At 65.7% G+C, this 14,332-nt stretch carries 11 protein-coding genes; 8 read left to right on the top strand and 3 right to left on the bottom strand.

The window, feature by feature from the left end; genetic code table 11:
* Positions 1–205: 205 nt before the first annotated feature.
* From AC1RQK_RS02930 to AC1RQK_RS02945, 4 genes are all read left to right on the top strand, one after another.
* A complete protein-coding gene (locus AC1RQK_RS02930; RefSeq protein WP_174424477.1) occupies positions 206–1,507 on the top strand; it encodes an MFS transporter in 1,302 nt (433 codons plus the stop codon).
* Between the two features lie 299 nt (positions 1,508–1,806).
* Complete coding sequence (locus tag AC1RQK_RS02935) at positions 1,807–2,355, top strand: peroxiredoxin (protein ID WP_043345420.1); 549 nt, start codon at positions 1,807–1,809, stop codon at positions 2,353–2,355.
* A 141-nt stretch (positions 2,356–2,496) separates the two neighbouring features.
* Positions 2,497–3,018: a carboxymuconolactone decarboxylase family protein gene (locus tag AC1RQK_RS02940; protein WP_006155913.1), complete on the top strand. Its 522-nt coding sequence runs from the start codon at positions 2,497–2,499 to the stop codon at positions 3,016–3,018.
* Positions 3,019–3,248: 230 nt separating this feature from the next.
* Complete coding sequence (locus tag AC1RQK_RS02945) at positions 3,249–3,830, top strand: GNAT family N-acetyltransferase (RefSeq protein ID WP_492372840.1); 582 nt, start codon at positions 3,249–3,251, stop codon at positions 3,828–3,830.
* Positions 3,831–3,854: 24 nt separating this feature from the next.
* On the opposite strand, the gene ispF is transcribed toward AC1RQK_RS02945, so the two are convergent.
* Positions 3,855–4,364, bottom strand: coding sequence for a 2-C-methyl-D-erythritol 2,4-cyclodiphosphate synthase (gene ispF, locus AC1RQK_RS02950; RefSeq protein ID WP_150987634.1), 510 nt, complete (start codon positions 4,362–4,364; stop codon positions 3,855–3,857).
* 89 nt (positions 4,365–4,453) lie between these two features.
* Positions 4,454–5,254 (bottom strand): 2-C-methyl-D-erythritol 4-phosphate cytidylyltransferase, encoded by an 801-nt coding sequence (ispD, locus tag AC1RQK_RS02955; protein ID WP_492807597.1) that lies wholly within the window; start codon positions 5,252–5,254, stop codon positions 4,454–4,456.
* A gap of 264 nt (positions 5,255–5,518) precedes the next feature.
* Here ispD and mfd point away from each other — a divergent pair, with 264 nt between their 5' ends.
* The 4 genes from mfd (at position 5,519) to AC1RQK_RS02975 (ending at position 13,165) form a co-directional block, all read left to right on the top strand.
* Positions 5,519–8,980 carry a transcription-repair coupling factor gene (mfd, locus tag AC1RQK_RS02960; protein WP_492807598.1) on the top strand — a complete coding sequence of 1,154 codons (3,462 nt, stop codon included), beginning with the start codon at positions 5,519–5,521 and terminating at the stop codon, positions 8,978–8,980.
* Positions 8,981–9,129: 149 nt separating this feature from the next.
* Positions 9,130–10,335, top strand: a complete 1,206-nt coding sequence (argE, locus tag AC1RQK_RS02965; protein WP_477134981.1) for an acetylornithine deacetylase — start codon at positions 9,130–9,132, stop codon at positions 10,333–10,335.
* Positions 10,336–10,423: 88 nt separating this feature from the next.
* On the top strand, positions 10,424–11,728 hold the full coding sequence (locus tag AC1RQK_RS02970) for an MFS transporter (protein WP_492372837.1): 1,305 nt from the start codon (positions 10,424–10,426) through the stop codon (positions 11,726–11,728).
* A 60-nt stretch (positions 11,729–11,788) separates the two neighbouring features.
* A complete protein-coding gene (locus AC1RQK_RS02975) occupies positions 11,789–13,165 on the top strand; it encodes an amidohydrolase (protein ID WP_492807599.1) in 1,377 nt (458 codons plus the stop codon).
* A gap of 288 nt (positions 13,166–13,453) precedes the next feature.
* On the opposite strand, the gene AC1RQK_RS02980 is transcribed toward AC1RQK_RS02975, so the two are convergent.
* Positions 13,454–14,275: an IclR family transcriptional regulator gene (locus AC1RQK_RS02980; protein WP_492372835.1), complete on the bottom strand. Its 822-nt coding sequence runs from the start codon at positions 14,273–14,275 to the stop codon at positions 13,454–13,456.
* Positions 14,276–14,332 lie beyond the last annotated feature (57 nt).

The raw sequence follows: 14,332 nt of genomic DNA on the forward strand, positions 1-14,332 counted from the left end.
ACAGCGTTTGATATCAAACTGAAAGCCATTTGACAGCGTAATGACAGCCCCCCCGGCGCAAACTTGCCGCCGTTAGCAGCACCCCCAAAGACCAAGCCCAGCCAAGGCTATTTCCCAGAAAAAGGGGAAGCCGCCCCCATCTGGCGCCCGATCAAAATCAAGCCACCGGAACCAACCGGCGGCAACTGCGAGAGACACCAGCAACATGTCAAGCTCCCCCTCCCAGCAACACGGGTTCCGCACCGTGTTCCGCGTTGTCAGCGGCAACTTCCTGGAAATGTACGACTTCATGGTGTACGGCTTCTACGCCGCCGCCATCGCCAAGACGTTCTTCCCCAGCGGCAACGAGTTCGCCTCGCTGATGCTCTCGCTCGCGACCTTCGGCGCGGGCTTCCTGATGCGTCCGCTTGGCGCCATCATCCTGGGCGCGTACATCGATCACCACGGCCGCCGCAAGGGCCTGATCATGACGCTGGTCCTGATGGCGCTCGGCACCCTTCTGATCGCCTGCGTGCCGGGCTATGCGTCGATCGGCGTGGCCGCACCGTTGCTGGTGCTGGCGGGCCGGCTGCTGCAGGGCTTCTCCGCCGGCGTTGAGCTGGGCGGCGTGTCGGTGTACCTGGCGGAAATCGCCAAGCCCGGCAAGAAAGGCTTCTACGTGGCCTGGCAATCAGCCAGCCAGCAAGTGGCGGTGATCTTTGCCGGCCTGCTTGGCGTGGTGCTGCACTCGATGCTGTCGCCGGAGGAAATGGGCGAATGGGGCTGGCGCATTCCGTTCCTGATCGGCTGCCTGATCGTGCCGTTCCTCTTCCTGATCCGCCGCTCGCTGGAAGAAACCGAAGAGTTCAAGACCCGCAAGCATCGCCCCAGCATCAGCGAGATCTATCGCTCGATGATGGAGAACTGGCGCATCATCGTGGCCGGTTGCATGATGGTTGTGATGACAACGGTGTCGTTCTACATGATCACCGCATACACGCCGACCTTCGGCAAGACCGTGCTCAAGCTCGATGACGTCGACAACCTGATCGTCACCATGTGCGTGGGGCTGTCCAACTTCATCTGGCTGCCGCTGATGGGCGCCTTGTCGGACCGCGTGGGCCGCAAGCCGCTGCTGGTGATCTTCACCATCCTCACATTGCTCACGGCCTATCCGGCGGTGTCCTGGCTGGTGGCGGAGCCGTCGTTCAGCCGCCTGCTGATGGTCGAGTTGTGGCTGTCCTTCCTGTACGGCAGCTACAACGGCGCGATGGTGGTGACCCTGACCGAAGTGATGCCGCCCGCGGTGCGCACGGCGGGCTTCTCGCTGGCGTATAGCCTGGCCACGGCCCTGTTCGGCGGCTTCACGCCGGCCATCTCGACCTACCTGATCCACAGCACCGGCAACAAGGCCGCGCCCGGCCTGTGGCTGATGTTTGCCGCTGCATGCGGGCTGATTGCCACGCTGGTGATTTTCCGCGGCGGACGGCAGCATGCCTACGTCGAGCCCGCGGCCAAGGCTGCCTGAGGTTCACGAGGGCGGCCCTGCTGGGGTAGACTCGCAGCTCCGGCAGGGCGGCTGCGAACACCGCGGCTGACATCGCGCGGCAATATGACGGCGCCAACATCACTAATCGGCGCCCGCGCGCGGCCGGCAACGCGGCTCCCCGCGCTTGGCTATCGGGCTCTTTGAGAATATCAATTAGCCCCGCCCTCCGGGGATGACGCATAATCCATGTTCGTTGCGCGGCAGCCTGGCCTTATCCGTTGCGGATGGCCCGGCTTGCGGCGCGAGCGTCTCTCTTCAACCGTATCCAGGAGCAGTCTATGAAGACCGTTGGTGACAAGATCGAAGCCTTCCACGTCGTCGGTGTCAAGCCGGGTTTCAACAACCACGAAGAGAACGGCCAGTCGGCCTTTGAAGACATCACCGAAAAGTCGTTCGAAGGCAAGTGGAAGATCATTTACTTCTACCCGAAGGACTTCACCTTCGTGTGCCCGACCGAAATCGTTGCTTTCGCCAAGCTCAACGGCGACTTCGCCGACCGCGACGCGATCGTGCTGGGCGGCTCGACCGACAACGAATTCGTGAAGCTGGCATGGCGCCGTGAGCACAAGGACCTGAACAAGCTGGACCAATGGCAATTCGCCGACGTGACCGGCTCGCTGATCGACCAGCTGGGCGTGCGTGACCAGGCTGCCGGCGTCGCACTGCGCGCTACCTTCGTCGTCGATCCGGACAATGTCATCCAGCACGTGTCGGTGAACAACCTCAACGTCGGCCGTAACCCGGACGAAGTGCTGCGTATCCTCGACGGCCTGCAAACCGACGAGCTGTGCCCGTGCAACCGCGCTGTTGGCGGTGCCACGCTGTAAGCTGTCGACCAGCTGACATGCTGCACAAACTGCCGGTGAGAGATTGCCGGCGATTTGTGACGATCTGCGCGCCGGGCTTTGGCCCGCGCCTCAAAACCCGCCATGGCGGGTTTTTTGAGACCTCACCGATAGGAGATTTGTATGGAATTCCTCAGCACGATTAAAGGCCTTATTCCTGACTACGCCAAGGATATCCGCCTGAACCTCGACGGCACCATCGCCCGCTCCTCGCTCGAGGGCAACGATGCGGTGGCCGTGGCGCTGGCCGCGGCGTTTGCTGCCAAGAGCCGCGTGATCGTCGACGCGATCCGCAACGCGGGTGTGCTCTCGCCCGAGGAAACCAATGCCGTGCTCACCGCCTCCGCGCTGATGGGCATGAACAATGTCTGGTATCCGTTCGTGGAAATGGCCGACGACCAGGATCTCGCGACGCAACCGGCCGGCCTGCGCATGAATGCATATGCCACGCACGGCGGCGTGGACAAGCGCCGCTTCGAGATGTACGCGCTGGCCGCGTCCATCGTCGGCAAATGCCATTTCTGCATCAAGTCGCACTATGCGCTGCTCAAGAACGAGCAAGGCATGACCGCGCAGCAACTGCGCGACGTGGGCCGCATTGCCGCCGTGGTCGTGGCAGCTGCCAACGTCATCGCGGCGGAATAAGGCCGTATCGAGGCCTTGCGGGTGGCACGCGCCGGCCCGGCACGGCCCGGCATGGTGCTTCCGGTACTTCCCCGAAAGCCCCGCGGCGCAAGGCCGGCGGGGCTTGCCCAGCATGCCGCGCGCGTCAGCGCAAGCCTGTTGCCCACGCGCCAAGTCGGTAATTCACTGACTGCATTTGTGCACCGAAGGGCCTACAATCCAGCAAGGTCACAGCCTTTGCCCCCTCTGCCATGAGCACCCTTCCTTCGCATACCTCCCCCCGCTTTCACTACCGCCTCGCCACCGTGCAGGACTGGGGCGACATTGCCGCCGTGACCCAGCAAGCCTATGGCCAATATGAGCTGGAGATCATGGAGGACTGCCGCGAGTCCTTCCAGCAAGGCATGAAAGCCGTGCTGGCCGCGTCGACTTCGGAAATGGAATGGTGGGTGGCGGAAACCGATCACGGCATCAGCGGCGCGGTGTTGTTCTGCCACCCCGGCGCCACGTTGCAGGCGCTGGACGGCAGCACCATCACGCTCGCCTTGCCGGAAGCCCGGCTGCTCGCGGTCAGCCCGCAGGCACGCGGACTGGGCCTTGGCCGCACGCTGATGCAGGTCTGCATCCAGCGCGCGCGCGATATTGGCGCCGGCGCGCTGCTGGTGCGCACCATGCCGGAAATGAAATCCGCCAACCAGCTGTGCCAGCAGATGGGTTTTGTCAAACGCACCGAAGCCGGTGCGCGCTCGGGCCCAATGGCCCGGCTGATCGACTACCTCTACGCGCTCCCGCCCGAAAACGCTAGCGCAACCGGAACGGCCGCAAGAAGCTGAGCGCCCACAGCGCTCAGCCCCGCATCAATCCTGCGGGGAGACGATCGTGCCGCGCCAGATCAGCACCACGGCTTGCGCAACGATACCTTCCTGACGCCCCTCGAAGCCCAGCTTCTCATTTGTCTTGGCCTTGACGTTGCAGCTGGCGGCGGCCAAGCCCAGGTCCTCCGCCAGGTTCGCCACCATGGCGCCGATATGCGGCGCCAGCTTCGGCGCCTGCGCGATCACGGTCGCATCCACGTTACCGATTTCATAGCCTGCCTCGCGCACGCGCCGCGCGGCCTCGCGCAGCAGCACACGGCTGTCCGCTCCGGCAAAGCGCGGATCGGTGTCGGGAAAGTGGCGGCCAATGTCGCCCAGGCCGGCCGCGCCGAACAGCGCATCGGTGATGGCGTGGAGCAGCGCGTCCGCATCGGAATGGCCCAGCAGGCCGCGGTCGTGGGGAATGTCCACGCCGCCCAGGATGAGCTTGCGGCCCGGCACCAGCGCGTGCACGTCATAGCCTTGGCCGACGCGGATATCGAATGGGGTCATGGGAGCAGTTCTCCTTCAGGATCGGAACGGGGATGGATAGGAATGGACAGTGATGGGCGGGGATGGCTGGTCATGCACGAGGATGACGGTCACGGCTTGCCAGCACCCTCGCCAAGCAGCAACTCGGCCAGCGCGAAATCCTCGGGGTAGGTCACTTTGAAATTGCGCAGCGAGCCATTGACCAGGCGCGGATGCAGACCCAGCCGCTCGATCGCGCTGGCCTCGTCGGTCACCACGGCGCCCGCGGCCAGCGCTTCCTGCAGCGCCTGTCGCAAAACACCCAGACGGAACATCTGCGGGGTCTGCGCCTGCCACAAGCCCTCGCGCGAGACCGTGGCGCCGATGCGCACCACCGCCGCCGGCTGCCCGCCGGGGGGTGCATCGGCGCGCTTGAGCGTATCGGGCACCGGCACCGCCAGGATGCCGCCGATGGCTGCGTCGGGGCCGTCTTCGTCTGCGCCGTCGCCCTCCACCGCGCGCACCAGCGCGTGGATCATGGCGGGCGTCAGGCCCGGGCGGGCCGCATCATGCACCAGCACCCAGTCGCGGTCCGTGGCGCCGAGTTGCGCCAGGTGATGCAGGCCAGCCAGCACCGAGGCATGGCGCGTATCGCCACCCACGAAGGCAGTGTCAAAACGCAGGCCGGCAAACGCCGCCACGCCGAAGCGGGACTCCAGCGGCATATCGTCGGGCGCCAGCACCAGCGCGGTGGCGCTGATGGCATCGCAGGCGGCAAAAGCGGCGAGCGCGTACCAGATCATCGGCCGGCCGGCCACGGTCTGGTATTGCTTGGGCAGGCTGCCGCCCGCGCGGCTGCCGGTACCGGCACAGGGGATAAGGGCAAATCGGCGAGCAGACACGGATAGCGTGAGGGACAAGGTGAGCGCCATGCCAGGAGCATGGCGCAAGGCTTCGGGGCCCCTGCCATGGCAGGGGAGCGGGAAGCGCGGCATTGAAAACGCGGATTCGGAGCGCATTCTATAATACGGCCTTCGCTCGCGGACATGCGGGCGTCGATCAGCGCGAGCGCCCGCCGGGCGCCGCATGCTTCGCCCACTCCCCGCCCGCGATGCCGGCGGGGTGTCGCTGTTGCATCGCCGCGCTCTTTTAGCCCCGCAACGCCTGAAAGCCGTCAACAAGCCAGCCCGTACCCGATGCCTGAAGCCAATCGCCCCGCCCCCTTCGCCAACCTCCCCTTGGTCAAGGCCGGCCAGCGCTATACCGTGTCCGGCCTGCCCGGCTCCGCCGACGCCCTGGTGCTGGCCGCCTACGCCAGCCAGCACCGCGAGCGTGTGCCGATGCTGGCAGTGGTGTGCGCCAACGCGGTCGACGCGCAGCGGCTGGCCGAGGAAATCCCCTGGTTCGCGCCGGGCCTGCGGGTGCGCCTGCTGCCCGACTGGGAAACCTTGCCCTACGACAGCTTCTCGCCGCACCAGGATCTGGTTTCGGAGCGGCTCGCCACGCTGCACGACATCCAGGGCGGCCAGTGCGACATCATGCTGGTGCCCGCGCAGACCGCGCTCTACCGGCTGGCGCCGCCCGCCTTCCTGGCGGCCTACACCTTCTTCTTCAAGCAGGGCGAGAAGCTGGACGAAGCCGCGCTCAAGGCGCAGTTCACGCTGGCCGGCTATGAGCATGTCAGCGCCGTGATGCGGCCCGGCGAGTACAGCGTGCGCGGCGGCCTGATCGACCTGTTCCCGATGGGCTCGCCGCTGCCGTACCGGATCGACCTGTTCGGCGACGAGATCGAAACCATCCGCGCCTTCGATCCCGACACGCAGCGCAGCCTGTACCCCGTGAAGGAAGTGCGCTTGCTGCCGGGCCGCGAGTTCCCGCTCGACGACGCCGCGCGCACCGCGTTTCGCGGCCGCTGGCGCGAACTGTTCGAAGGCGACCCGAGCAAGTCGACGATCTACAAGGACATTGGCAATGGCGTGCCGTCGGCCGGCATCGAGTACTACCTGCCATTGTTCTTTGAAAGCTCGGCCACCGTCTTCGATTACCTGCCCGCCAACAGCCAGCTCGCCTTTGCCGGCGATGTGCCGGACGCCATCCGCCGCTTCTGGGCCGACACCACGCAGCGCTACAACTTCATGCGCCATGACCGCGAGCGGCCGCTGCTGCCCCCCGCCGCGCTGTTCCTTTCGGAAGAGCAGTTCTTCGCAGGTGCAAAGCCGCTGGCGCGGCTCGTGCTGCAAGGCACCGCTACCGGCGACACCGTGCCGCTGGCTGAGTCCCTGCCCGATGTCTCGGTCAACCGGCGCGCGGAAGACCCGCTAGTCAACCTGGAAGCGTTGCTGCTGAAAAAAGACCGGCGCGTGCTGATGTGCGCGGATTCCGCCGGACGGCGCGAAACGTTGCTGCAGCTGTTCGGCGAAAGCGGGCTGCGCCCGCAGCCGATCGATGATTACGCCGCCTTCCTGGCGGGAGATTCGCATTTCTCCATCGTGGTGGCGCCGCTGCAAAGCGGCTTTGCCGTGCCCGGCGCGCAAGGCATCGAGCCGCTGGCCTTTGTCACCGAGGCCGAGCTGTATGCCGGCACCGCGCGCCGCACGGGCCGGCGCAAGCAGGAACAGGCCAGCGCCGTCGACTCGATGGTGCGCGACCTGGCCGAGCTCAAGATCGGCGATCCGGTCGTGCACAGCGAGCACGGCATTGGCCGCTACCAGGGCCTGGTCTCGCTGGACCTGGGCCAGGGCGAGGAGGAATTCCTGCACCTGGACTACGAGAAAGGCAGCAAGCTGTACGTGCCGGTGCACCAGTTGCACGTGATCTCGCGCTACTCCGGCGCCGATCCGGACACCGCGCCGCTGCACTCGCTGGGCTCCGGCCAATGGGACCGCGCGAAACGCAAAGCCGCGCAGCAGATCCGCGATACGGCCGCCGAGCTGCTCAACCTGTACGCGCGCCGCGCCTTGCGCCAGGGCCATGCCTTCGAGCTCACGCCCAGGGACTACGAGAAGTTTGCCGAGAGCTTCGGCTTCGAGGAAACGCCGGACCAGGCCGCGGCCATCGCCGCGGTGATCGCCGACATGACCTCGGGCAAGCCAATGGACCGGCTGGTGTGCGGCGACGTGGGCTTCGGCAAGACCGAAGTCGCATTGCGCGCCGCCTTCGTCGCGGTCATGGGCGGCAAGCAGGTGGCCATCCTGGCGCCCACCACGCTGCTGGCCGAGCAGCATTTCCAGAATCTGTCCGACCGCTTCGCCGAATGGCCGGTGCGCATCGTGGAGTTGTCGCGCTTCAAGACCAAGAAGGAGATCGACGGCGCCATCAAGCAGATCAACGACGGCACCGCCGACATCGTGATCGGCACCCACAAGATGCTGTCGGACGACGTCAAGTTCCAGCGCCTGGGGCTGGTCGTCATCGATGAGGAACACCGCTTTGGCGTGCGCCAGAAGGAAATGCTCAAGACCCTGCGCGCCGAGGTCGACGTGCTCACGCTGACCGCCACGCCGATTCCCCGCACGCTGGGCATGGCGCTCGAAGGCCTGCGCGACTTCTCCGTGATTGCCACCGCGCCGCAAAAGCGCCTGGCCATCAAGACCTTCGTGCGCCGCGAGGAAGACGGCGTGGTGCGCGAGGCCATCCTGCGCGAGCTCAAGCGCGGCGGACAGGTCTACTTCCTGCACAACGAGGTCGACACCATCGAGAACAAGCGCGCCAAGCTCGCCGAGCTGGTGCCGGAAGCGCGCATCGCGGTGGCGCACGGCCAGATGCACGAGCGCGAGCTGGAGCGCGTGATGCGTGACTTCGTGGCACGCCGCGACAACATCCTGCTGTGCACCACCATCATCGAGACCGGCATCGACGTGCCGACCGCCAACACCATCCTGATCCACCGCTCCGACAAATTCGGCCTGGCGCAGCTGCACCAGTTGCGCGGCCGCGTCGGGCGCTCGCACCACCAGGCCTATGCCTACATGCTGGTGCACGATGTCGAAGGCCTGAGCAAGCTGGCGCAGCGCCGGCTCGAAGCCATCCAGCAAATGGAAGAACTGGGCTCGGGCTTCTACCTGGCCATGCACGACCTGGAAATCCGCGGCGCGGGCGAAGTGCTGGGCGACAAGCAATCGGGCGAGATCCACGAGATCGGCTTCCAGCTCTACACCGACATGCTCAACGCCGCCGTCAAGTCGCTCAAGGCCGGCAAGGAACCGGACCTGATGGCGCCGCTGGCCGTGACCACCGAAATCAACCTGGGCACCCCGGCCCTGCTGCCCAGCGACTATTGCACCGATGTGCACGAGCGCCTCTCGCTGTACAAGCGCCTGGCCAATTGCGAGACGGCCGAGCGCGTGGACGATATCCAGGAAGAGCTGATCGACCGCTTCGGCCGCCTGCCGCCGCAGGCGCAAGCGCTGATCGAGACGCACCGCCTGCGCATCGCGGCGGTGCCGCTGGGCGTGCGCAAGATCGACGCCAGCGACGCGGCCATCAGCATGCAGTTCCTGCCCAACCCGCCGATCGACGCCATGAAGATCATCGAGCTGGTGCAGAAGAACCGCCATATCAAGCTGGCAGGACAGGACAAGCTGCGCATCGAGGCCAAGATGCCGGATGTGGCAGTGCGCGCGCAGACCATCAAGCACACCCTGCGCCAACTGGCCTGAATGGTCTGAATGGCCTGATCATTGCTCCACAGTACCCCGTTTGCGGCGCGCCGCCGCCGCGGCGGGCCACGATGGTGCACCGTGCATGGACCGACGAGCCAGCACGGTGTAGCATCATTTACTTAACACGTTACCCAAAGCCAACCGCCATGCAAGCCGATACCCTCAGCAAGCCTGCCGATGCCGCAACCCGCGGCAGCGCGCTCGACTGGACCCAGCGCCTGGTCAGCTACGACACCACCAGCCGCCACTCCAACCTCGGCCTGATCGAAGCCGTGCGCGATCATTTCCTGGCCAAGGGCCTGCGTCCCCACCTGAGCTACAACCCGCAGGGCGACAAGGCCAACCTGTTCGTCACCGTGCCCGCCGCCAACGGCAGCACCGATGGCGGCATCGTGCTGTCGGGCCATACCGACGTGGTGCCGGTGGACGGCCAGAACTGGACCACCGACCCGTTCAAGCCGGTGATCCGCGATGGCCGCCTGTACGGGCGCGGCACCTGCGACATGAAGGGCTTCATCGGCACCAGCCTGGCGCTGCTGCCCACGCTGCTTGAGGCCAGGCTGCGTGAGCCGGTGCACTATGCGCTGTCCTTCGACGAAGAGATCGGCTGCATGGGCGCCCCCTACCTGCTGGCGGAACTGCGCGAACGCGGCGTGACCCCGGGCGGCTGCATCGTCGGCGAGCCCACCAGCATGCGCGTGATCGTCGCGCACAAGGGCATCAACGCCTACCGCTGCTGCGTCAAGGGCCAGGCCGCGCATTCGTCGCTCACGCCCAAGGGCGTCAACGCCATCGAGTACGCCGCCCGCCTGATCTGCCATATCCGCGACATCGCCGACGAGTTCAAGGCCAACGGCCCTTACGACCGCGACTTCGATGTGCCCTTCACCACGGCCCAGACCGGCACCATCCACGGCGGCATCGCGCTCAACACCATTCCGGCGCTGTGCGAGTTCGTGTTCGAATTCCGCAACCTGCCGGGCGTCGATCCGGAAGCCATCTTTGCCCGCATCCAGGGCTACGCCAACGACGTGCTGCTGCCGAAAATGCGCGCCGAGCATGCCGACGCGGGCCTGACCATCAACAAGATCGCCGCCGCGCCCTCGCTCGACGTGGCCGAGCAGGCCGCCATCACGCAACTGGTGCGCGCGCTGACCGCCGACCGCGACGTCAACAAGGTCGCCTACGGCACCGAGGCCGGCCTGTTCCAGCGCGCCGGCATCCCGGCCGTGGTGTGCGGCCCCGGCGATATCGAGCAGGCCCACAAGCCCGACGAGTTCGTCGCGCTGGACCAGCTCGCCGCCTGCGAAGCCTTCCTGCACAAGGTGGTCGACAGCCTGCGCGTGAACTAAGCCGTTTTCCTCGTTTTCCGTTGTAGCCGGCCCGCTAAACCTGCGGGCCGGTGGTTGCGTCATGTCCAAAAAATAACCCGGAGACACCATGACAGCAGTATCGGCAAGCGGTAGCAGCAACAGCGGCGCGGCAGCATCGGCAGCGCCCGCCTCGCGCCATCCCTGGCGCGCGGTGATCTCAGCCTCGATCGGCAATGCGCTGGAGTGGTTCGACCTGGTCGTCTACGGCTTTTTTGCCGTCACCATCTCCGCGCTGTTCTTTCCCAACCACGATGAAAACACCTCGCTGCTGCTGACGCTCGGCACCTTCGGCGTGTCGTTCTTCATGCGGCCGCTGGGCGCGGTCGTGATCGGCGTCTATGCCGACCGCAAAGGCCGGCGCGCCGCGCTGACGCTCTCCATCCTGCTGATGATGGTGGGCACGCTGATCATCGCGCTACTACCCACCTATGCCGCGATCGGCGTCATGGCGCCCATCGGCATCGTGGCAGCGCGCATGATCCAGGGCTTCTCCGCTGGCGGCGAATTCGGCAGCGCCACCGCCTTCCTGGCCGAGCACGCGCCCAACCGGCGCGGTTTCTACTCCAGCTTCCAGGTCGCCAGCCAAGGCCTGACCACCCTGCTTGCCGCGGGCTTTGGCGCGGTGCTCACCACCACGCTCACGCCCGACCAGATGCAATCCTGGGGCTGGCGCGTGCCCTTCCTCTTTGGCCTGCTGATCGGCCCGGTGGCGTACTACATCCGCCGCCACGTCGACGAAACCCCTGAATTCCTCCAGGCCGAGACCACCGAAACACCGCTGCGCGACACGCTCAGCCACCAGAAGGAGCGCCTGCTGCTGGCCATGGGCGTGGTCATCGTCGCCACGGTGTCGACCTACCTGGTGCTGTACATGCCCACCTACGCGGTCAAGCAGCTCGGCCTGCCGCCCTCGGCGGCGTTTGCCGCCACGCTGGCCACGGGCGTGGTGCAGATGCTGTTCGCCCCGCTGGTCGGGCACTGGTCGGATCGCTATGGCCGCATCCCACCCATGCGCCTCGCCGCGCTGCTGTTGCTGGTGTCGATCTGGCCGCTGTTCTGGCTGCTCAGCCACTATCCCGGCTTCAGCGTGATGCTGGCGGTGCAGGTGGTGCTGGGGCTGATGATGACGCTGTACTTCGGCGCGCTGCCCGCGCTGGCGTCGGAGATCTTCCCGGTCAAGACACGCACCACGGGCCTCTCGCTCTCGTACAACATCGCGGTGACGCTGTTCGGCGGGTTCGCGCCCTTCATCCTGACCTGGCTGATCGGTGCCACCGGCAGCAAGCTGGCGCCGAGCTTCTACCTGATGGCCTGCGCGTCGATCAGTCTGGTGGCGCTGGCCCAGACGCGCGCGCGCCTTGGCATCCGCTAGCCGCGCATGCGTTGGTTTTTTCATCCCGTTCCATCACGAAAAAATAAAAAAGGAGTCTTCATGGCAGCACGCCAAGCCCGTTCCCCTGCCGCGCTGCGCGCCGGCGTTTCCGCCCTCGCGCTGGCCGCCGGCCTGCTGTGCCTGGCACCCGCCGCCGCGCAGGCGCAAGCCACCGGCAGCGAGAGCCTGCAGGCGCAGATCGAGACCCGCGCCAAGGCCGTCGAAGCACAGCTGATCGCCTGGCGCCGCGACATCCACCAGCATCCCGAACTTGGCAACTATGAAATCCGTACCTCCAAGCTGGTGGCGGACCATCTGCGCAAGCTCGGCATGGAAGTGAAGACGGGGGTCGCCAAGACCGGCGTGGTGGGCGTGCTCAAGGGCGGCAAGCCGGGCCCCGTGGTGGCGCTGCGCGCGGACATGGATGCGCTGCCGGTGAAGGAGCGCGTGGACGTGCCCTTTGCCTCCAAGGCCAAGGGGCAGTACCTGGGCAAGGAAGTGGACGTAATGCACGCCTGCGGGCACGACACCCACGTCGCGATTCTCATGGCCACGGCCGAGGTGCTGGCCGGCATGAAGGACCAGTTGCCCGGCACGGTCAAGTTCATCTTCCAGCCGGCCGAGGAAAGCCCGGCGGATTTCGAGCCCAACGGCAGCAATATGTGGGGCGCCAAGCAGATGGTGGCCGAAGGCGTGCTGGACAATCCCAAGGTGGATGCCATCTTCGGCCTGCACGTGAGCAGCGGCATCGAGTCGGGCAAGCTGGCCTGGCGCAGCGGCCCGTCGATGGCCGCCGCCGACCAGTTCTGGATCGACGTCAAGGGCCGCCAGACCCATGGCGCGCGCCCCTGGGGCGGCATCGACCCGATCGTGGTGGCCTCGCAGATCGTGCTCGGCCTGCAGACCATCCAGAGCCGCCAGGTCAACGCCATGCTGGAGCCTTCGGTGATCACGGTTGGCACCATCCACGGCGGCAACCGCATGAACATCGTGCCGGAGAAAGTCGAAATGATGGGCACGGTGCGCACCTATGACGAAGGCATGAAAAAGGACATCCATGCCCGCATGAAGCGCACCACCGAAGCCATCGCCAGCAGCGCCGGCGCCGAGGCCACCTTCAAGGTCGTGGAGCTTTACAACGCCACCGTCAACCAGCCCGCGCTGACCGACAAGATGGCGCCCACGCTCAAGCGCGTGGCCGGCGATGGCAACTGGATGATCGCGCCCAAGGCCACGGCGTCGGAGGATTTCTCCTTCTATCAGGAGAAGGTGCCGGGGTTGTTCTTCAACCTGGGCGTCACGCCCAAAGGCGTGGACGTGGCCAAGGCAGCATCCAACCACTCGCCGGAATTCTATGTGGATGAGGCCGCGCTGGTGAATGGGGTCAGGGCGCTAGCTGGTCTGACGGTCGACTATATGACGATGGCGCAGCGATAAGGGGGATTGCCGGGCAGACGATGATCGGAGGTGATCTCGTCTGTCTGGACCGCAGTTATGGGACATGACGGCCTCGGCCAGTCATGGCCATCCAGCGATGCATGGCCGGATGACTGAACTGGCGGCCTCTCCGGCCATCCACGCTTGCATGGGCGAACTGCCGAAGCGGCCCGACAACGGTCATCCTGTGCCAACAATCGGCATGCAGTTGCGGAAATCGTCCTGAAGCCGGCAGCCGGGATCCCCATCTTCTCCGGCATCTTCTCCGGCATATGCCGAACTGCAGCTCTAGTGGGAACCTGGTTGGGTATGGCCTCCCTGCTTAGCGTCGTGCCGAGCAAACATTGGTGAACTGACGCTTGCCAGTGCCAATGCACTGGCGCACTCCTGAACAAGGGGAGCCAGTGCCTCCATGCGCTCCTTGGTCATTCGCACCGATGGGCCTGCAATGCTAACGGTGCCGATAGGCTCGCCACCGTTCTGTCTCCGGACTACTGCCGCCAAAGCGCTGGTGCCAGCTTCGTAGGCGTCGAAGACGACCGCATAACCTCGTTGCCGCGTCTGCTCCACCTGCTCCATGAGCGCGCGCAAAGTCTGCGGTGCGCTCGGACCCATCTCTCGAGCGCGCTCCATACCCTGTAGGGCAACCAACTCCAGTGCGCGCTCCTCACTCACGGCCGCAAGCCACGCCAATCCGTTCGCGGTAGCAGGCAGATACACGTCCAGACCAGCATCCGGGTCGTAACGAAGACCGGAATGCGAGCCTTGGGCCTTCGCGACCCAAATCAGCTGACTGTCTTCGATAACGGCGAGCCGCGCCAACTCCCCGCTGGCTTCGGCGAGATCGTCCAGCAGGGGCTGCGCGACATCGGCAATGCCGGTGGCAGCCAGATAGCCGAGGCCCAGCGACGCGAGCTTGACCGTCAGCATGTATTGAGACTTGCTCTGGTCGTGTTTCACGTAACCCATCTCCTTGAGCTCACCCAGCAGACGGTGCGTCGCCGTCCGCGGGATGTCCAGGCGGTCGGCAATCTCAAACATCGGCAGCCCGCGCACATGGCGGGCGAGTAATTCGAGGATGGATAGAGCGCGGTCGCGGACTGAGGCCATAAGCGTTTCCTTGGGGGATGGACGAATTGGTGAAATGCTAACCCAACTGGGATCCAA

This window comes from Cupriavidus sp. GW822-FHT02D05 (assembly GCF_058802485.1).